The 20,465-nt window shown below is 32.9% G+C and carries 22 protein-coding genes; 6 read left to right on the forward strand and 16 right to left on the reverse strand.

What is annotated here, in order from left to right:
• Positions 1–41 precede the first annotated feature (41 nt).
• The 9 genes from J2Y38_RS21355 to metG form a co-directional block, all read right to left on the reverse strand.
• Positions 42–227 (reverse strand): hypothetical protein, encoded by a 186-nt coding sequence (locus J2Y38_RS21355; protein ID WP_309846641.1) that lies wholly within the window; start codon positions 225–227, stop codon positions 42–44.
• 83 nt (positions 228–310) lie between these two features.
• Positions 311–829 carry a ferritin gene (locus J2Y38_RS21360; RefSeq protein ID WP_309846643.1) on the reverse strand — a complete coding sequence of 173 codons (519 nt, stop codon included), beginning with the start codon at positions 827–829 and terminating at the stop codon, positions 311–313.
• A 94-nt stretch (positions 830–923) separates the two neighbouring features.
• Positions 924–2,381: a hypothetical protein gene (locus J2Y38_RS21365; protein ID WP_309846646.1), complete on the reverse strand. Its 1,458-nt coding sequence runs from the start codon at positions 2,379–2,381 to the stop codon at positions 924–926.
• 155 nt (positions 2,382–2,536) lie between these two features.
• Entirely contained in the window at positions 2,537–3,667 is a 1,131-nt protein-coding gene (locus tag J2Y38_RS21370; RefSeq protein ID WP_309846647.1) for an OmpA family protein, read from the reverse strand.
• Between the two features lie 108 nt (positions 3,668–3,775).
• Complete coding sequence (locus J2Y38_RS21375) at positions 3,776–4,408, reverse strand: chloramphenicol acetyltransferase (protein WP_309846649.1); 633 nt, start codon at positions 4,406–4,408, stop codon at positions 3,776–3,778.
• On the reverse strand, positions 4,405–5,115 hold the full coding sequence (locus J2Y38_RS21380) for an HAD family hydrolase (protein WP_309846650.1): 711 nt from the start codon (positions 5,113–5,115) through the stop codon (positions 4,405–4,407). Before J2Y38_RS21380 ends, J2Y38_RS21375 begins: the two co-directional genes overlap by 4 nt.
• 186 nt (positions 5,116–5,301) lie before the next feature.
• Entirely contained in the window at positions 5,302–6,186 is an 885-nt protein-coding gene (locus J2Y38_RS21385; protein WP_309846652.1) for a DMT family transporter, read from the reverse strand.
• A 259-nt stretch (positions 6,187–6,445) separates the two neighbouring features.
• Positions 6,446–6,721, reverse strand: coding sequence for a hypothetical protein (locus tag J2Y38_RS21390; protein ID WP_309846654.1), 276 nt, complete (start codon positions 6,719–6,721; stop codon positions 6,446–6,448).
• Positions 6,722–6,961: 240 nt separating this feature from the next.
• Positions 6,962–9,025: a methionine--tRNA ligase gene (gene metG / locus J2Y38_RS21395; protein ID WP_309846656.1), complete on the reverse strand. Its 2,064-nt coding sequence runs from the start codon at positions 9,023–9,025 to the stop codon at positions 6,962–6,964.
• A 463-nt stretch (positions 9,026–9,488) separates the two neighbouring features.
• On the opposite strand from metG, the gene J2Y38_RS21400 reads away from it, so the two are divergent.
• Complete coding sequence (locus J2Y38_RS21400) at positions 9,489–9,716, forward strand: CDGSH iron-sulfur domain-containing protein (protein WP_035632488.1); 228 nt, start codon at positions 9,489–9,491, stop codon at positions 9,714–9,716.
• Between the two features lie 57 nt (positions 9,717–9,773).
• Here J2Y38_RS21400 and J2Y38_RS21405 read toward each other — a convergent pair whose 3' ends face one another.
• The 7 genes from J2Y38_RS21405 to J2Y38_RS21435 all read right to left on the reverse strand — a co-directional run bounded on the left by J2Y38_RS21405 (position 9,774) and on the right by J2Y38_RS21435 (position 13,758).
• Positions 9,774–10,529 (reverse strand): DUF2695 domain-containing protein, encoded by a 756-nt coding sequence (locus tag J2Y38_RS21405; RefSeq protein WP_309846658.1) that lies wholly within the window; start codon positions 10,527–10,529, stop codon positions 9,774–9,776.
• Positions 10,530–10,561: 32 nt separating this feature from the next.
• Complete coding sequence (locus J2Y38_RS21410) at positions 10,562–11,464, reverse strand: PhzF family phenazine biosynthesis protein (RefSeq protein WP_309846659.1); 903 nt, start codon at positions 11,462–11,464, stop codon at positions 10,562–10,564.
• A gap of 80 nt (positions 11,465–11,544) precedes the next feature.
• Positions 11,545–11,877: a hypothetical protein gene (locus tag J2Y38_RS21415; RefSeq protein WP_309846662.1), complete on the reverse strand. Its 333-nt coding sequence runs from the start codon at positions 11,875–11,877 to the stop codon at positions 11,545–11,547.
• 74 nt (positions 11,878–11,951) lie between these two features.
• On the reverse strand, positions 11,952–12,509 hold the full coding sequence (locus J2Y38_RS21420; protein ID WP_309846665.1) for a YdeI/OmpD-associated family protein: 558 nt from the start codon (positions 12,507–12,509) through the stop codon (positions 11,952–11,954).
• 5 nt (positions 12,510–12,514) lie between these two features.
• Positions 12,515–13,030, reverse strand: a complete 516-nt coding sequence (locus J2Y38_RS21425; RefSeq protein WP_309846668.1) for a hypothetical protein — start codon at positions 13,028–13,030, stop codon at positions 12,515–12,517.
• Between the two features lie 3 nt (positions 13,031–13,033).
• On the reverse strand, positions 13,034–13,318 hold the full coding sequence (locus tag J2Y38_RS21430) for a hypothetical protein (RefSeq protein ID WP_309846671.1): 285 nt from the start codon (positions 13,316–13,318) through the stop codon (positions 13,034–13,036).
• Between the two features lie 38 nt (positions 13,319–13,356).
• Entirely contained in the window at positions 13,357–13,758 is a 402-nt protein-coding gene (locus tag J2Y38_RS21435) for a hypothetical protein (protein WP_180856108.1), read from the reverse strand.
• A gap of 235 nt (positions 13,759–13,993) precedes the next feature.
• Between J2Y38_RS21435 and J2Y38_RS21440 the strand changes: the two genes are divergently transcribed.
• The 5 genes from J2Y38_RS21440 (at position 13,994) to serS (ending at position 20,400) form a co-directional block, all read left to right on the forward strand.
• Entirely contained in the window at positions 13,994–14,731 is a 738-nt protein-coding gene (locus J2Y38_RS21440; RefSeq protein ID WP_309846776.1) for a hypothetical protein, read from the forward strand.
• A gap of 280 nt (positions 14,732–15,011) precedes the next feature.
• Positions 15,012–16,556, forward strand: coding sequence for a patatin-like phospholipase family protein (locus tag J2Y38_RS21445; RefSeq protein ID WP_309846674.1), 1,545 nt, complete (start codon positions 15,012–15,014; stop codon positions 16,554–16,556).
• A 91-nt stretch (positions 16,557–16,647) separates the two neighbouring features.
• On the forward strand, positions 16,648–17,544 hold the full coding sequence (locus J2Y38_RS21450) for a hypothetical protein (RefSeq protein ID WP_309846676.1): 897 nt from the start codon (positions 16,648–16,650) through the stop codon (positions 17,542–17,544).
• Positions 17,545–17,568: 24 nt separating this feature from the next.
• Positions 17,569–18,963: a tetratricopeptide repeat protein gene (locus J2Y38_RS21455; RefSeq protein WP_309846678.1), complete on the forward strand. Its 1,395-nt coding sequence runs from the start codon at positions 17,569–17,571 to the stop codon at positions 18,961–18,963.
• Positions 18,964–19,128: 165 nt separating this feature from the next.
• The gene (serS, locus tag J2Y38_RS21460) at positions 19,129–20,400 is read left to right on the forward strand and encodes a serine--tRNA ligase (protein WP_309846679.1); all 1,272 of its coding nucleotides are present in this window, start codon (positions 19,129–19,131) and stop codon (positions 20,398–20,400) included.
• Positions 20,401–20,465 lie beyond the last annotated feature (65 nt).

Consider the following 20,465-nt stretch of genomic DNA (forward strand, 5'->3'; position numbering starts at 1 on the left):
TAAAAACCCACCAGATTTCTTGGTGGGTTTTATATATTTTGCTAAGCAGTTTTTTTGAATAAATCAAACATAGGACAGCGTGAGCAGCGTTTCTTTTCACTTTTCTTATATTTCTCACAGCAAGAAGATTTACAGTTTTCAATCTTCTTAATTTTATCAAGGATAACAGCGTTCTTTTTTTTCTTTTTATCCTTTTTCTTTTCCTTGTCTTTTTCTTTCTTGCCCAATTTTCCTCTGTATTAGTAAAAACAGAGACAAATATAAAATAAAAAAAGTTATTTTTAAATATTCTAAATAAACTTTAACTTTTTTATTTTGGGTTAATAGCAATTGAACTTGTAACTGTTAATTGCTGAATATCACGGTCAAACAAGTAAAGTCCGCCTTTATCTTCACCAATCAAGTTGATTTTATCTAAAATAGATTTAGCTGTAGCTTCTTCTTCGATTTGTTCAGAAACATACCATTGTAAGAAATTATGTGTTGCATAATCTTTTTCTTCAAAAGTTATGTGTACCAATTCGTTGATAGATTGTGAAACAAAAAGTTCATGATTGTAAAGCTCTTCAAACATTTCTTTAAACGTAGAATATGATAATCTTGGTGCTTTTAGGTCTGTAATCTGAGCGTGCCCTCCGCGTTCGTTCACATATTTCACTAATTTAAGCATATGTGCGCGCTCTTCATCTGATTGTGTGTACATAAATTGAGCGATTCCCTCTAATCCGTGTACTTCAGCCCAACAAGCCATAGAAAGATAAGTTTGCGAAGATTCTGCTTCTATGCGGATCTGCTTATTTAAAGCTGTTTCAATATTTTTTGATAGCATAATGATGTCTTTTTTGTAAAATTAGAAAAAATAATTCAAACCATTTTTTGAAACCCGTAAAACATTGAAACATTTGGATCAATTTTCAATAAATTTAATGGGTTTTAATTTGCCCAAAAGATGCCGGTTTCGAAAATACAGACTTATTCATAATTGGGTTTCCGTTGTCTTCTCTTATAAAACCATCTGTAAATTTACGAATTATAAATTGCTTTTGAGTATCATCATAATAGCTCAAAATAGAGTAGTCTTTTAGTTTTACAATGTTTTGAAGCAATACATTTTTATTTGTGCTTAAATAATAGAAAATGTTATCAATTGCCAGAGGCTCTGATTTAGCTGCAGTCAAAAAATCATTATTCTCATTCATTACAGCATCAAAGAAAACCATTTTGTTTTGAGAATAATAGGAGTTTCCAGCATCATAAAAATTATTTTGTCCGTATTCAAAATTGGAGACAATGTATTCTACATAACCGCCAAACGTAAGATAACTGTTTTTTCTGTTTTCTAAAACTGAAACTCCCACGCTTAAATCTGTCAATTGTTTCAGGAATTTAGCCGTAGTTTTTAATTCCTGAGGTTTGTTATTATTTGTTTGAAGGAATAAAGGGGAATTTTTAAAACGGATAGTATCATTTTTTGATATCGAAATGTTTTTAATGACTTTCCCTGATTCAAAATCTTTTATATCAAACAAAAACTCCTCACTGTTAGCCTTTATTTGGTAGAGTTTGTTTTGATTGTAAAATGAATTGGAAGTTTTAGAGGTTTTAAGAGAAACCGGCTGATCGAAATTTTTCTCGGTAACTTCAAGAGTTTTTATGTTAAGATCGAAAACCTGTGTTTTTTTAAAACTATAATCAAATGTCAAAATAATATGATCATCGAGAACATACATTTTGTTTATGTTTGAAGCTTTATCAAGCGGATTAAAATCATTCAATTCCATTTTTTGAATGGGATAATATCGAATAAGGGAGTTAAAAGTTAAGTTTTGTCCTTTTTCGGTTTGAAATTTAAAACCTGAAAAATCGAACATTTTTATTTCACAGTTTCCATTTTTAAATTCATAAAGCAGAAGATGCTGCTGGCTTTTTTCTTTGGCGAGAACGTAAAAATTATTGTTTTTTTGAAAACTTGTTATAATATATTCATTGCTTTCCGGAAAATCGAAATTTAAAGATCGCGAAGTTTTTGTCTCCAAAAAATATTTAACGATCCTGATATTTTTTGAATCCAAAGAATTCCAATACAGCAGCGGATTACCATCTTCATTAATGCTGCAGCCAATTAACGATCTGTTTTCTACATTTTTTATAGAATCAGTAAATTGATTGGTGAGAAAAAGTGATTTGTTATATTTTAAAATATTAACCTTTTTATCATCGGCTGCAAAGACATAAATGTTATGTGTTTTTACATCTTCAACATTTAAAATTTGACCGTCTTCTAAAGGATTTTTTAAGTTTAACGGAAATGAATTCAATACTGTCTGGCTTAACAATACTGATTTAGAAAGTAAAAGCAAAAAAAGTACAAGTTTTTTCATGGTTTTTTACGGGCAAATATTATTCCAAATTTAATGAAATAATTGTGATTATAATTTAAGCATAGAAAGTGGAATAGATATTTTGAAACAATAAAACACAAAAAAGCCCGAAAGATTTCTTTCGGGCTTTTAAAATTAATTACTTTTTAAAAGAATTATTTTACTTTAAAAGTAACTCTTCTAGCTAATCTTCTAGCTTCATCTGAATCTTTTTGGATTGAAGTATCAGATCCTGCAGCAACAACATTTAATCTTGAAGATGCAATTCCAGCTTGAGTTAAAATCTTTTTCACATTTTCTGCTCTTGCATTTGATAACTTCTCATTATAATCTGCTTTTCCTACCTGGTCAGCATATCCAATAATATCAAGAGATGCAGAAGGATTTTTTCTTAAATAAGATAATACAACATCAATTGCAGCAGTTGAATTTTCGATAGGAGTTGCTTTGTTGAAATCAAAGTATACACTGTAATACTTGTCATTAATCAAGTCTTTAACAACATCTCTGTCATTTACAACATTGTTTGTAACTGGTTTTTCTACGATAACTTGCTTTTCAGGCATGTTTTTGATTCTGTTTTCAAGATCAGCAATTTTGTTGTCATACGCTGAAAGATCAACATTTTCAGAAACTACAGTCCAGTCAGCATGTTTAGTATTTTTACCTAAATAAACATTTAATCCAACTGTACCGTTGAAAATTAATCCAGAGAAACCTCTGTTTTCAGGAAGGTAAGCTCCGTCAAAAGAACGATCCTGAGATGCATTAAAGATTGTAGAGAAATCTCCTGTCAAAGCAAGTCTGTTTGATAATTTTATTTGACCAGTTACACCAGCAATAAAGTTACCCATTTCATCAGCCCCTCTAAAATTGTCACTTCTCAATTGAGAATAACCAAAACCAGCATGTCCTAATAATCCAATAGTGTTAGTCCATGTTTCAAAATTCATGATACGTCCTAAGTTCGCAACAGCTTGTAAATCTACTCTGTAGTATTTTGAATCAAAATCTAAAGAATTGTTTTTACCAGTAAAACTGTTATAACCAAAATCAGCTTTCAAACCGAATTTGTTATTGAACATGTAACGTACTCCGAAATCACCAACCCATGGGCTCGGCGTACTTGTAAAGTAACCGTCTGAAAATGGTTTTTGAGGTTTGTTTACACCACCAGCAAATTCTATAGACCATTTGTTGTAATTGTTTGAAGAATTTGTTTCTGTTTGTGCATTCACGCCTGTTAAGCCTAAAGCAAATGCGAGAATAATTACAGATTTTTTCATTGTAATTTGAGTTTTAAAATTTTCCCCAAACCAACGAATTTAATGCTGCTTGTCTATTCCAGTAAAAGGTATTATAGTATTAAAATAAGACAAAAAGTAAGATAAGGATTATTTTTTATTCATCTGATTCTGAAGCAAATCTACAAATTGGCCTACATGTAAACCGTCCATCAAGCCGTGATGTACATGAACAGACATTGGAATAGTGCGTTTTCCTGTCTCAGAGGTTATCATTTTACCAAAAGAAACTTTAGGGCAGCTGTCTGGAAATGTAAAACTTCGGGCGTGCGAAAGCGATGTGAAATTTAACCAAGGAATTGCCGAAAAATGAATGACATTATCGTCATCAAAAGATCTGGTGAAAAGTCCGGTTGTATTTTGAATGCGTTCAATTTCTGCAAGGGCATTTTTTTCGAAGATCTTAAAATCAGGGCTATATTCAATTAATGAAAATCCGAAAGTGCCATCTTCACGGCCAATTGTTGCCGAAACATCGATACGGTCATTAATATATATTTTGTTATCGGCAATTCTGTACCTGAAATTTTCGATTGAATTTACAGCAACCAGCGTTTTATGTAGATAGAAAATGAAAAAAGAAACCTTAAGTTCTTTGGCAGTTTCATAAGCTTTGGTGCAGTCAATTTCGACAGTTGCGCCAAAAAAAGGTTCTTCCATTCTGCAGAAATGAGCAAAATGCTCTTTTCTGTTCCAGTTTTCTAAGTCTAAAAGTGTTTTCATTTTATTAAATTATGGACTACTTCTGTAATCTTTTCGAATGAACTAAAATGTTCATGTTCAACTTTATGGTTTATTTTTTCGTGTTCCCAAGTGGTGTGAAACGGAATATGAACGGCATAACCGCCAATTTCTAAAACAGGCAGAATATCTGATTTTAATGAATTTCCGATCATCAAAAATTCATGTGCCTGAATATCTAAACGGCCAAGCAGTTTCTCGTAATCAATTTCCTGTTTGTCTGACATTACTTCGATATGGTGAAAATAATGACCCAAGCCAGAACGATGCAATTTGCTGTGCTGATCTTTTAAGTCGCCTTTTGTAGCAACTACCAATTTATATTTTCCGTGTAAAGCCTGCAGCGTTTCTTCGATTCCGTCGAGAAGCTCAATTGGTTTTTCAAGCAGTTCTTTTCCGTATAGAATTATCTTTTCGATCACTTCAACCGGAATTGTATTGTTTGAAATGTTCATCGCCGCTTCGATCATCGAAAGAATATAACCTTTAATTCCATAACCGTACAAAGGTAAATTTGCAATTTCAATTTTAAATAATTCCTGCGAAATACCCTGATGTGAAAGATAATCTTCCATCAAAGCGCAAAACTTGTGTTCTGTTTCCTGAAAATAAGGTTCGTTTACAAATAAAGTATCATCGGCATCAAATGCGATTACTTTTAAGTTTGGTATTTTGCTTTTATGTAACATATGTTTTTTTGTTTCAGGTTTCGGGTTTTTTGCCACGAATTACACTAATTTCCACTAATTTTTTGCCACAGATTAAGAAGATTAAAATGATTTTTATCTGCCAAATCTGAGTGAAACTTTTTCAGCAACAAATTTAAAAAAACAATCCGCGTAAACCCGTTTAATCCGTAAAACCCGCGGGCCAACTTATTTAGAAAATATTCTTTTAAAAGAAATCGTTTTATCGTAAAACGTAATTCGGATTCCGAAAAGTAAAACGATTCCGCCGAAAACCATTTGTAAAGTTATTTTTTCTTCTAAAAATAACCAAGCTAAAATAGAGGTAATTACAGCCTGACTCAATAAACTCAACGAAACTCGTGTCGCACGCATGTGCTGCGTCGCATAACTAATCGAAAGCCAGGCACACAATTGACAAATTACGGCTTGAAGAATTAGGACAAACCAGCCTGTATTTGAAAATCCTGTAAAAGGTTCGTTTAAAGAATAACAAAGAATTCCCAAATAAACGCTTGAAGCCAATAAACTAATGGTCATAAACGATAAAACATCGACTTGAGAAAGTACATTTTTGCTAACCAAAAGATAGATCGAATATAAGATTCCGGATAAAACAGCAAACAGAAAAGCCTGATTGAAATTCAAATCAATAAAAAACTCAAATCCAACCAAAGTCACCATTCCGAATAAAGAGACAATTGTCCCAATCCAAAAGTTTGTCGCGGGTTTTGATTTTAAAAATAGAAACGAACCAATTCCTACCCAAACTGGAGATAAATTTGTTAGCAAAGATGCCTGAGTTGCGCTGGAATCCTGAATGGCAATATTCCAAACCGCAACATCCGAAGAAAATAAAACCCCGCAAAGCATTGCCAAAAGAGCAAATTTCAAACTCGGAAGCTTAAAGTTTTTACTTAAAACAACATAAGGTAAAAGTAAAACGACTGCAAAAAACATTCGGTAAAAAGCCGAAATTAATCCCGGCGTTAAACGTAATTTAACCAATATAGGAAAAATCGAAATGCAGAGTATACCGCAGATTAAGGCTAATCTTGGTTTGGTTATTTTCATTGTTATATTTTTTGCTAAGTTCTTGTTTTTAATAATGTGAATCAAGGAAAAATGTGCCGTTAGGCACATATCATTGGTAGCTAATTAAATTTTGAAATTCGTTAGCGTGCCGTAGGTACGCATCAATATCATGCGTACCTACGGCACGCTGGATTTATTTCGTATTTATATTTCTACCAATGATATGTGCCTAACGGCACATTTTTTCTTGAATTTGTATTAACTTAAAAATGAGGATTAAATTTGTTTTTGTGTGGTATTATGCATTCATGATTTTCCGGCAGGCATTGTTAATTTCCGTATCAGAAAATTGTCCGAGAGTTTCTGCCAGCATTTTGCTAGTTCTAATGGAGTTTATCATTCTGATTCTCAGATCGTGATCATCGCCCATTTCAGTTAACAGAATTGTCTCGAAAATTTCAGACAAATATTCGGGTTGATCTCTAAAATCATCTACAAACCAAAGGTCTGAAAGAAATTTTGCCATTGCTGTCATTACAGCCGTTTCTGTTGTTTTTTCATTTTCTTTTTGCATATCGAAAATATTAAACGCACGAAACCCTCGCTTTAGATGTGCAAAAATACCCAGAAGGATAGATTTCCCGAGTTTCCATAGGGGCATCATGGCGAGGGTTCGCTTATTTTAACTTTTAATAAAGTTCAGAATTACTTCTGGTATTTTTGCAAGACAAACTTACAATTATAAACTTATATAAAAGTAAAAAACATGAGAATTTTCTCATGTTTTTAATATTTCGATTCTGTGAAAGAACTTTTAATTTACAGTCGCTCCATTTGGCGCATCAGCATCTGGATTTACAAAAACCAATTTTCCTTCGGCATTTGTTGTCATTAAAATCATTCCCTGACTTTCAACTCCACGTAAAGCTCTTGGCGCTAAATTGGCTAAAACAGAAACACGTTTTCCGATGATTTCTTCTGGAGAAAAACTCTCGGCAATTCCCGAAACAATTGTACGAACGTCAATTCCGGTATCAACTTTAAGAACCAAAAGTTTGTTTGCTTTTGGCATTTTTTCGGCCTCAAGAATAGTTCCAATACGAATATCCATTTTGGCAAAATCATCAAACTGAATTAAATCTTTTTGTGGTTCAACTTGTTTGTTTTCAGCAAGGTTAGCGGTTTTTGTAGCTTCCAATTTATCTATTTGTTTTTGTATTTCTGAATCTTCAATTTTGTTGAAAAGAACATCTACTTTTTCGGTTTCAATTACATGATTTGGAGAAATTAATTCTTCCAGATTTGCAATATCATCCCATTGAATAGAATTGTTTAATTTTAAAATATCATTTAGTTTTTTTGCTGTAAATGGTAAAAAAGGTTCAGATAAAACACTTAATGCTGTTGTAATTTGTAAAGCAACATACATTTGAGTTTTAACTCTTTCAGGATCCGTTTTTATTTTTTTCCATGGTTCTTCGTCCGCTAAATATTTATTACCCATACGAGCTAAATTCATTAGTTCGTTTAATGCCTCACGGAAACGATATCTTTCAATCGAACTTGCAATGACCGCTGGATACGCTTTTAATTCTGCTAAAGCTTTATCATCGACATCATTAAAATCATTTGGCTGCGGAATCACGCCATTATAAAATTTCTGAGTTAAAACAACGACACGATTAACAAAGTTTCCTAAGTTATCCGCTAATTCGCTATTATTTCTAGTTTGAAAACTTTTCCATGTAAAATCATTATCCTGTGTTTCAGGAGCATTAGCTGTTAATGCATAACGCAAAACATCCTGTTTATCTGGAAAATCTTCTAAATATTCATGTAACCAAACCGCCCAATTTTTTGAAGTCGAAAGTTTATTTCCTTCTAAATTCAAAAACTCATTTGCCGGAACATTGTCTGGTAAAATATAACTTCCTTCAGCTTTAAGCATTGCAGGGAAAATGATACAATGAAAAACGATATTGTCTTTCCCAATAAAGTGAACCAGTTTCGTTTCCTCATCTTTCCAGTATGGTTCCCAATTTTTTCCTTCGCGCGCTGCCCATTCTTTTGTAGAAGAAATATAACCGATAGGCGCATCAAACCAAACATATAATTTTTTCCCTTCGGCACCTTCAACAGGAACATCAATTCCCCAGTCAAGGTCACGCGTTACAGCACGAGGTTCAAGTCCGCCGTCGATCCAAGATTTAACTTGTCCGTAAACGTTAGGTTTCCAGTCGTTTTTATGTCCAACTAAAATCCATTCTGTTAAGAAATCAGAATAACGGTCTAAAGGTAAAAACCAGTGTTTTGTTTCTTTTAAAATTGGAGTTTCTCCCGTAATGGTCGATTTCGGATTAATTAAATCAGTCGCATTCAAAGTCGATCCGCACTTTTCGCATTGATCTCCATATGCTTCCGGATTGTCACATTTTGGACAAGTTCCTACCACAAAACGGTCAGCTAAAAACTGATTTGCTTTTGCATCGTACAATTGCTCCGTTACTTCTTCAATAAAATCACCTTTATCATACAAAGTTCTAAAGAATTCTGAAGCCGTATCGTGATGAACTTTTGCTGAAGTTCTTGAATAATTATCAAAAGAAATTCCGAAATCAGAAAATGATTTGCGAATAATTCCGTCATATTTATCTATAACTTCTTGTGGCGTAACTCCTTCTTTTTTTGCTTTCATCGAAATTGCAACACCGTGTTCATCGCTTCCGCAGATAAAAGCAACGTCTTTATTTTGCAAACGCAAATATCTTGAATATATATCTGCAGGCACGTAAACCCCCGCCAAATGCCCAATGTGGATTGGTCCGTTTGTATAAGGTAATGCCGCAGTAATAGTATATCTCTTTGGATTTTGTATCATAACTCAATTTTATTGAGTGCAAAAATAAGCAATAGAATTGAGATTTTGTTATTACGCAAAGATTCGCAGAGAGTTTTCGCAGAGATTCACAAAGATTTTTGTTGTTGTGGCGAAATAATCTCGCAAAGTCGCAGAGACGCAAAGTTTTTTTTACACAATCTTGTCATTTCGAGGAACGAGAAATCTTCGTAAGAAACTCCGTTCCCTAAAATCGCCAATCTTTGTCGAGCTACTTGCGAAGATTTCTCGTTCCTCGAAATGACAAACAGGATGATTAATCGTTAACTTTTAAACAAAACTTTGCGTCTCTGCGACTTTGCGAGATTCAAAAAATAAAAAACTCCGCGAATCTCTGCGGCAAAACCCCATAAAATAGAACCAGTTTAAACTAGCATTACAAGTAAAATCTTCAAGATTTATTTCGCAATCTTTGCTTTCCGAAAAAAAACAAAAAAACAAGTTTATGAGCAAGACAAAATTAATCATCAATAAAAACGGATCGATCAAAATAGAAGGTGATTTTGAAATCATGGATCCGGAAGGAGTACTTTACGGTTTACAAGGAAGATCTGCACTTGGGCTTTGCCGTTGCGGATTATCTAATAACAAACCATTTTGCGATGGAGGTCACAGAAATAATTTCGAACATGATTCTGTTGCGTTTGATTTACCGCCAATGAAAACGAACTAAGAATTCGAATTATCGAATTGATATAAAAAAAGCGACATTGAATGTCGCTTTTTTTATTTAAACGATGCTATTCAGTAGTTTTTCAAACTCTTTAATGTCACCTTTATGCCTGCTTAATTCAGTATTCATTTTTAATAACCATTGTGGATTATCTTTATTTATACACCAAATTTTAACAGGAGTCCAATTTCTGTTTTTTGCAACAATTGCAGAATAACTACCCAATTGAATACGTTCGATAACCAAGTCTTCAAGGTTATAATTTAGTTCGGTTTCATTTATCCAGAGATTTCTCCATTGTTCGTCGTTATCATATTGAAATGAAGAGAAATGACTTTGTAAACTAACTGTACAATTATTATTTTTTCCAATTTGAAATTGGTATTCTTTACTGTTTGTTGATGTTATTTCTATTAGGTTCCAAGGCGAAGGAACTTTTTCGATATGGAAACCAAAATCAGTCTTTAAACTATTGATTTTTTGTTTATGGATTTCTATTTTAACAATAGAATTAATTTTAGGTGGATTAAGATAATCAAACAAATCTTCAACATTCGCTAAAATTTCACAATCGCAATAACCACCATTTTCGGACAACCATTCAATAACTTCAGCTATATTTGAAACTCCATTTTTTTGTAAAAATGTTTTTGTTATCACTGAACTATGATCACATCCATGTTCTAATTCATCATCTAAAAAATCAAATAACTTTGGGAATATATTTTCATTAATAGGAAGGCTTTGTCTGAATTCGATTAGTTCTTCTTTCTCAAGTTGATTTGATAATTCTTTTCGTTTTTTCTTATCCATAATATTGAAGCTATACCGTCAAATGTGATAATTTAAATATACAATTCCCCTTTCATCGTAATTATCGAAGAACCGCCTACTAAAATATCTTCTTCACGATTCATAACTTCAATCATTGACGCTTGTTTTAATTTTACACCTTGAAGAATTTTATATTCTTTCTCAGATTTAGTGAATTTCTTTTGTGTTAAAAAGCCAATTAGTGGGCCTGCAGCTGTTCCCGTCGCCGGATCTTCGTATATCCCTATTTTAGGATTAAAAAATCTCGTTTCGACTATATGTTCCTGACCTTCCTCGGCAATAGTGAAACAATAAAAACCTTCAAAATTATATTCTTTTGAGATTTCGATTAAGAGTTGGTTGTCTGGAACACAGCTATTGAGTAACTGACTGTTTTTTATGGGAACCATTGTGTGTGCGACTTCTGTTTTAACTATTGTTGGTACAAAAGCATTCACATCTAAATCTTCAATTTTTAAACCGAGAGCTACCGCAATTCTATAAGTTGGGATTTCTTGTTTGATGACGGCCGATTTTTGATGCATTTGAACAACAGGATAAAAAGTAACCGGATCAAAACTCACCGTTAATGGAATTGGGGAACGTTTCATAATTACAAAAGGCTCGCTTTCGTTTTGCTCATCAAAAATGGGCATTCCTTTTAGCAAAGCACCGCAGACTGCGCCTAATAAATTATGTCCTGCACCGTCGATTTCAATTCCGGTTGGAGTAAAGGAACGAACGGTTAGTGCTTTCTTTTCATTAGAATAATAAACGAATGAAGTTTCAGAATAGCCAAATTCTTTAGAAATATCCTGATAGGTTTCTAGTTTTAGATTTCCATCGGTAAAAACCACCGAAAGCGGATTGCCTTTGTAACTCTCGTTTGAAAATACATCTAAAACATAATATTCTAATGCTGTTCTTCCTTCCATTCCTTTTTTTTATTTTTTGACGGAATAAAATTACGGTTTATTATTGTAATTAACCTACAGGAAAATACCCGTTTTTATAGTTATTTTATTAAAATAAGTTCGCTTTTTGAATCAAAAATTTTGGGTTGAACTGTTCTTAGAATAAGCTTCTCATTATTTTCAAATTGAATGATTATTTGACTGTTATTTTGTTGAGGTTCACACCAAATTCTTGAAATTGTCTTTTCAAAAATCTCAAGTTCATTTGTTCTATCAATATAATTATAATCATCATCATCGTCAATTTCGTCCCAGTTTTGCCAAAAACCTAACCCCGCATCAAGAAAATATTGATGCCAATTGTTGTTTTCAACCTTTATATAAATAACAATAGGTTCCTGTGTTTCTGGTTCTTCACAAACTATAAGTTTCAATAATTTAAGATTATCAAATTCTGTAAACGTAAAATTATTGTCTTGAAAAATTGCTCCTCTTGACTCCATATTATTTACAACATTCGTTTTCCTTCAGCGCTAAATTTTATTGCTTTCTCTAATCTTGCAAGTCTTGTTTTTTCTTGTTTGGCGCTCATAATTACGTGAATTATTACTTTTTTGTATGATGGCGCCTGATTGTTGAAATATTCCCAAGCTGTTTCATTGGCTTTAAATTGCTTTTCGAATTCAGGATCTAAAACATATGCTTCATTTTCATGCGAGTAAATTTTAGATCTTTCTTCAGATCTGTGTTCGAAAGCTTTTATTCCGGCTTCTTTCATCAATCCGGCTTTTGTGAGAACTTCGACTTTTTTAATATTTATAACACTCCAAATACTCGATTTTTTTCTTGGTGTAAATCTAATCGTATAACTTTCTTCGTCAATAGTTCTTCGAATGCCGTCAATCCACCCAAAACAAAGTGCCTGATCTACAGATTCTGACCAGGTCATAGATGGTTTTTTGGTGCTCACTTTATAGAAACCAACGACAAGTTCGGTTTCTTTTTGATAATGCTTTTCTAACCATTCTCTAAATTTTTCCTGGGTTGGGAAGAAGGTTGGGTTCATGTTTATTAGTTCTCTTTTAAAGGTGGTGGTGGAGGCGGGATAGGAAGAATTGAACTTAAATTACCAAAGTCAATAACTTGTTTTGTTGTTATAAAATTCAAATCTTCTTTTAAAGCAATTAACGAATCAATATAATTATAAAGCTCTTTAGGAGAATCAGAGCCATGTATAAAAATCAATCTGTTTGTGTCTTTAGCTTTAACCTGAATTAAATAACTCTGACCATCGTCGAGGTTTTCATCATAGTATAGAGGCTTATATTTGTTTATGTTTAGATTTTGAAGATACTGGTTTAGTTCAATTTTTTTATCATTTGAAATTATTGCATAGAAATTTTGTTGAGGATCAGGATAATTCCTTTGAAAATACACGGTATCACTCTTTGTAAATTTTATTGAATTAATCTCAGCTAAATTTGAAGAAGATAAAACCAAACTGTCAAATGGAAATTCTGTTGTTTCTTCTTTTTTGCAGCCGAAGAAAAGACATCCAATTGTAATTAATAAAACTGTTTTCTTCATAATTTAAATAAACAAATTTGCCATCGCTCTAACAACCCATAAAAGTATAATAAATAAGAGAAAAGAGAATTGAACTTTATTGACTTTTTGATTTCCAAACTTTCTAACCAATAATCGATCAATCAATATAACTAGAGAAACAGGAATCAAACCCATTAAAATATAAATTCCCAACAAACCATCTTGCGCCGAATTTCCTGTTATCAAGATAATGGCATAAATTATTCCTGCTAAAATGGAGAGAATTCCTAAAAGGAAAAATAGGGTTAGATTTTTATTAAGGTTCATTTCGTTTTCTATATTTAAAAGTGATGTTGAAAAATGAATTAAGCTGGTTTTACTAATTCAATCCTTGTTTCATCAAGTTTTTCTAATTCGTCCGTAATTTCTTTAGAAATAGTTTCAACAGTAGCATTTTCAAATATTAATTTACGGTATAAACCTTCCATTTTTCTTTGTTTAAGTTTATTCCATTTTGATCTTGCCTCAAATTTAAATGTATTAGTTATTAATAGAATAATTCCCGGAATTGCAGCAATTGCTGATAATTCAGTTTTTGAAAACCAGTTTGTCGCAACATTAATTAAACAAATTCCACTTGTAATAATGGCAAGAAAAAAAAGAGTTTGAGCAAGTACGTTCTTAGTGCGGGATGCAAATTGATGTTGGCGAATTTCTTTTTCTAAATATTCCTTCAACTCGTTAAATTTATTTTGATCGTCAGCCATGATTTTGATTTTTAAAGAAACATTAAATTATGCAAACAAGTATACCGATAAAATTATACTAATCTATAGGTGTTTATACGCTATTTATTTTAAATAAGGCTTTTCCTTTTGTTTGACCAATAAAAATCTTTAAATTTTTAATTGGGCACGAATTAAATCGCCTTTTTATTCGAAATTTGCAAAATAATAATTAAGTAGAAAAGCGATTATATTACATTAATAAACAATATAAGTAATGGCAAAGGGACCCGAAAAAAATACAAAAAATAAGGCTTTGCACACTAAGTTGCTGAACAGAAAAAAGGCAAAGCTTCGAGAAGAGAAGGAAGCTCAGGCTAAAAGATTAAAGGCTTTAACAGCTAAAATGAATGAAAAAAAGAACGGCGAAGATCTTGATCTTAACAAAAATAAATCTCAAAACAAAACTCAAATGGAGGAATTCGGTAGAATAATAGTTTCTGAAACAGCAATGAAAAGTGAAAATCCGCAAGATGTTATTCACTCTAATATTTCGGTAATCAACTTAATGCGTGAAGAAGGTGTAGATGATGAATTTATTCACGAAGACGCATTGACGAGTTACTATCTCGATTATTACTATTCACAATATACCGAAGGAAATTTTTCGCAGTTTGTCTACAATTCAGGCTGGAACAAAGAACTTAACGAATTGATCGAAGAAGGCCTGGCGCTAATTGGTGCCGAAAAACATTTAGAATTGTTTCTGGAGCAAAGCAAAAAAGTGAAATTAATAAGTAATATCAAGCTCGGAAAATTCCTTAAAGCGAAATTAGAAGGCGTAAACCCGATTCGTGATTCATTGAACAACGATACTTTTTTTGAATTAGAAGAAAATCTTGCCGAACTAAACGCCAATTTCTTAAAAAACCATCCCGATTTTGAAGTCCTTTCTGTAGACGAAATGTTTGCGGATTTGGAGGAATATGTTGGGCATGAGATTAAACGTGCTTAGGTTTTTTTAGGTTCAAAGCGACAAAGATTCAGAGGTTATTTTGTCATTCCGAAGGAAGGAGGAATCTTCACAAGAAACTCCATCATCTAAATCGTCAATCTTTGTAGAGCTACTTACGAAGATTCCTCGTTCCTCGGAATGACAAGATTGTTTTTAAAACTTCGCGACTTTGCCAGATTAAAACATAAAACTTTGCTAATCTTTTGAAGTGTTCGTGTAACATTGTGCAATATCTTTATTAATTTCGCTTTGAGTGATTTATCTATTTAAAAAATTCGAAATGAGATATAAATACTGTCACATTCTGCTCATTATTTTTGCTCAAGCAGCAATTTCTCAAAATAAAATCAACCTTTTTTCAGAGATCAATTACAGTTCGATTCCTGCCGTTTCTTTATCGGATTATAAATCGGTTCAGGAAAGAGATCAAAAATTTCAGAACCCGCATATTGCACTAGGAATTGGGATTTCTGGCGGAGGTTCGCGCGCACAGTTTTTCAGTATGGGCGTTCTTCTCGGACTTGAAGAAATTGACGAAAACTATCTGCAACGCAATTTTTTAAATGAAATCGATTATTACTCAACGGTTTCTGGCGGTTGTTTTTCGGCGGGATATTATTTAACCGTTTTAAAAAACAAACTGCATCATGATAATTGTTCTTTCAACGAATTTTACTTTTCAAAAGCCGATGCCTTCAAAGATTATGTAGATAAATCAGCCAATATTTTATCGCTTTTAAAAAACAGCCGAAACGAAAAAGGTGATAAAATATCGATGTCACAACGCATTGATGCTGATATTCTGCAATATGATGTTACAAATCCTGACAACAAAGATAAATTCGACACTCAAATGCTTTTATCTGATTTTTTTGTTCCAAAGGAAGGTAAAACAGAACCTTCGCTTCCCATGTTTGTTGCCAACGGAACCGCTTTTAATAACGGCGAGCGTATTCCGTTTATGCCGCATATCATCAAAGGATTAGCTATAGATGAATCACTTGCGCCCAATAAAGCTGATCTTGTTTTGAATCAAAATAAAATAAACGATGGCTACAATTTCCCAGTAACATATGGAATTACGGCAAGTTCTGCTTTTCCGGGTGTTCTCCCAAAGGTGAAATTCGGGATTAAAAATCAGGATAAAATTTTATGTATTATTGACGGCGGCGCTTCAGATAATACAGGTTATAAAACTTTAGTTGAGCTTCTCCATGCTGATACAAGTGTTGACGATAAAAACAAAAAAGCTCTTTTTATTGATTGTCTCGGACAAGGAAAAAAAACACCATATATCAATGATACAAAAATTGGGCTGCTTTCTCTTTTTGAAACTGCTTCACTTTACACCGTTCAAACCCGATATATAACTTTTGACAGAGACGTAGAAAACACTTTTGAACGTTATAAAATTCCAGTAAAAAATTATCAGGTTATTGGTTTTACGACCATTCGAAATCATTTACAAAAAATGGAAAAAGATGATAAGTACGAAGAACTGGTAACAGAATTGAAGAATACAAATGACGATGCTGCCGGCTGGTTTAAATTATTTTCTGAATTTAAAACCGATATTGTAAACAAATTCGGTGAAAGCGTATTCAGAAAAAATAAAGACGGCGAGATCATTGCTGCAACTCTTGAAAAAGATAAATTTTCAGAATTTACAGCCGGAGAAATTCTATTAATGTATGAATACACATCGCACATTGAAACAAAACTCCGAATCAGACCAGAAGAAAGAGATATGCTCCTTTTGGCAGGACGATTTGCAGTGTTTTTAAAAAACAATGAATTAAGAGAATTATTAGTAGAATATAAATAATTTACCAATTTTATTAAATTTTTGATTTTATTTAAAAAGCTAACTAAGAATATTTTATATTTGATAGCCCCTAATTTTAAAATCAACACCAATGAAAATTAAAACCTACTTAATTCTCAGTGGCATTTTTCTATTTCTATATTCTTGTGGAAAAAATGAAAAACAGATCATTGACGAAAACGCCCCATCGTTAGCCGTTCAGTCTGAAACCCCAAAACCAGCAGAACAGCTTCTTTTTAGAAAAAGTGAAGACATTGTTCCTTCTGAAGAACTCAATTTGAGCCTGCTCAAAAAAACCGCCGAAAATCTAAACATAAAGTATTCCAGAATTAAAATTGAAGATGTAAGTTCGATTCGCTACAACAACGAAACAACCTTTTTTGTAATTTGTATTATCAATAAAAGCAAGAAAGCAAAATTTGGCGAAGAAGATTTAGGCAATTACTACGAAAGAAAATTTGTGTTTGTTAATAATGAAAACGGAAAAATTCTGGCAGAAGAAACAGATAAAAATCTTGGCTATTACGAAAATGAAGGTTTAAGAGTTGCCAAAACGTATATTTTAAATTATGTATTGCAGCTGAATGATAAAACTCATGCAATTGCTTTTAGTACAGAAGTATATTCAAATAGCAGAGTTGTAATGTATTCTGAAGAAAAATTTACCATCGTTACTTTTGATGGAAACAGAATCAGGAAAGTTTTATACGAATATCCTATACGTTCATCAAACGGAGATTCAAACGGAGGCGGAACCTATCAAATTGAAACTTTAGAAACCGGAATAAGTCTTTCGGATTCGCAAACAAAAGGGTTTTATGATTTATTAGTTTCAAAAATCTATACTTATGAAGACGCGGCCGAAGAAGATTTAGAAAACGATGTGGAGCAAAAAAGCGATTTAAAAGTCAAAAAAGAATTCCAAAAACTGAAATTTGACGGAAAAACTTATTCGTTTAAAAAAGACGATAGGAATCGGTTTTTGTAAATTCGCATTCAATTGAAACTAAAAATGTCTAAAAAAATCTTTTTTGCTGTATTCATTTGGCCTTTTTTCTTGTTAGCTCAGGAAAAACAAAAAGAGGCCGCGGATGATGTTACGCGCTATTATTATGATGATAAAGTAGTTTCGGTCGAAATTTGGTTTGGTGCAGATAAAAAACAAGACAGTTCTAAAACTTATTATCCAAGCGGAAAGGTAAACGAAGTTTTCTATTTTGATAAAGACGGATTAAAAGATGGAGATTGTTTTCAGTACAATTACCAAGGCGAAAAACTCGTAACCTGGAATTTTGCCCACGGAAAAATGACAGGCAGAACAGATCATAAACTTCCGTTTAATAAAGACCGTGAAGAATCAGTCAAAAAAGCCTTAAAAATGCTGACGGATATTAATGCAAGAACAAATTTTAATCCAACAACTATTAATGATTTGTTTAATCGTGGTGTTTTAGAAGTTAGTCTTGGCAATAATACTTTGGCAATTGAAGATTTAAAAAAGGTTGAATTTGCCATAGACAAAGACCCAAAAAACAAAAAAGTAGTAGAATCAGATTCGGCTCAAAAGAAAACGGCAGTTTTTCGAAGTAAACTTTATGACCGAATGGGAAGCATATATGCAACTCTCGAAATGGAAGGTTTTGCCTATAACTATTACTTTAAAGCAATCAAGAATGCGCCCACTGATTATCGCATTTTATACAATTTTGCAACATTGTTGCAAAAAAGAAAATCGTATGATTTAGCACGTTATTATTTCGAAAAAATTATAAAAGAAAAACCAGACCATTCTCAGTCATACTCGGGACTTGCCAGATTATTGAGTGATGAAGGAGAGTATGAAAAAGCATTTGAATATATTGAAAAAGCCTTTCAATATGACAAAGGAAATATAAAGGGTGGAAGAGATTTAAAAACAACCCGAGGTCTACTTTATCATAAACTGGGAGAATCTAAAAAAGGAATTGCTGATTTAGAAGCTGCATTAGAAATGGATAAAAACAATTCGTATGCAATGAAAAATCTTGGAATAATTTATCTCGACAGGAAAAAATACGACGAAGCCTGCCAGTTATTCCAAAAAGCAAAAGAACTTCATTACACTTTGGTATATGATGAAAATGATTTGGATTCGCTTTTAGAAAGTGCCTGTAATAAACAGCCATTAGAGAAATCAGTTAAAAAGAAACCTTCTGTTTCTCCAAATCCGGCGCAGACAACCATATCTATCGAAAACTTCGATGCTAAAAACTTTGATTTTGAGTTTTTTAATTTCGAATCAAAATCGGTTTTAAAAGGAAAAACCAGCGATGGGACAATAAACATCATTAGTCTGGATTCAGGATTTTATATTTTAAAAACTATAGTAGGAGATTCTACAGCAACTTTTAAAGTCATAAAAGAATAAATTTCATTCAGAAGAAAAACTTTCTGTGCATCTTTGCGAAAACTTCGCGCATCTCTGCGGAATCCTCTAAATAACTTTAGACTAAACTTTGTACATAATCTTAGCAAACATTTCCTTAAATTTGCTTCCGTTATTAAAAAATACAATAGTTATAAAAATCAAGCTATGTTACAAATCGCATTTATTAGAGAAAATCAGGAGAAAGTAATCAAGGCTTTAGCAAAACGAAATATCGATGCTAAAAGCGTTGTTGAAGAGGTGGTGCAATTAGACGAAAATCGTCGTGCTACTCAAGTGGAATTAGATAATACTTTAGCTGAATCTAATAAATTGTCCAAAGATATAGGCGAATTAATGAAAGCAGGAGAGAAAGCTAAAGCAGCAATCTTAAAAGAAAAAACCGTTTCATTAAAAGAAAAAAGCAAAGAACTTGGTGAAAAAGCAGAAGCTTTAGCAGTTGAGTTAACCAATAAGTTATACACGTTACCAAATCTTCCGGCAGATATTGTTCCTGAAGGAAAAACTCCAGATGACAACCTGAATGTTTTTCAGGAAGGCGATATTCCGGTTTTGCATGAAGGTGCACAGCCGCACTGGGAATTGGTAAAAAAATACGATATCATCGATTTCGAATTAGGTGTAAAAATTACCGGAGCAGGATTTCCTGTTTACAAAGGAAAAGGAGCCCGTTTGCAACGTGCGTTAATCAACTATTTTTTAGATAAAAACACAGCTGCAGGATATAACGAAGTTCAGGTTCCGCATTTGGTAAACGAAGCTTCAGGATACGGAACAGGACAATTGCCAGATAAAGAAGGGCAAATGTACCATTCAACAATTGACGATTTATATTTGATTCCAACGGCTGAGGTTCCGGTTACGAATTTATTCCGTGATGTTATTTTAAACGAAAGCGAATTACCAGTTTTAAATACGGCTTATACGCCATGTTTCCGTCGTGAAGCAGGTTCTTACGGAGCACACGTTCGCGGGTTAAACCGTTTACATCAATTTGACAAAGTTGAAATCGTACGTATTGAACACCCGGATAATTCATATGCTGCACTTGATGGAATGGTAGAGCACGTAAAAGATATTCTGAAAGAATTAAAATTACCATACAGAGTTTTACGTCTTTGCGGAGGTGATATGGGTTTCACATCAGCTTTGACTTACGATTTTGAAGTTTTTTCTACAGCGCAGGACCGCTGGTTAGAAATTAGTTCAGTTTCTAACTTTGAAACTTTTCAGGCAAACCGCTTGAAATTACGTTTCAAAGACAAAGACGGAAAAAATCAATTGGCCCATACATTAAACGGAAGTTCATTGGCTTTGCCTAGAGTTTTAGCCGGAATTTTAGAAAATTACCAAACGCCGGAAGGAATCGTAATCCCGGAAGTTTTACGTCCTTACTGTGGATTTGATATAATTGACTAACTTTAGTATATAGTTTACAGTCGCAGTCTCAGTTTTCAGTTTAACTGAACCGATTACCGAGACTG

The organism is Flavobacterium sp. 2755, from assembly GCF_031455715.1.
Classification (GTDB): Bacteria; Bacteroidota; Bacteroidia; order Flavobacteriales; family Flavobacteriaceae; genus Flavobacterium.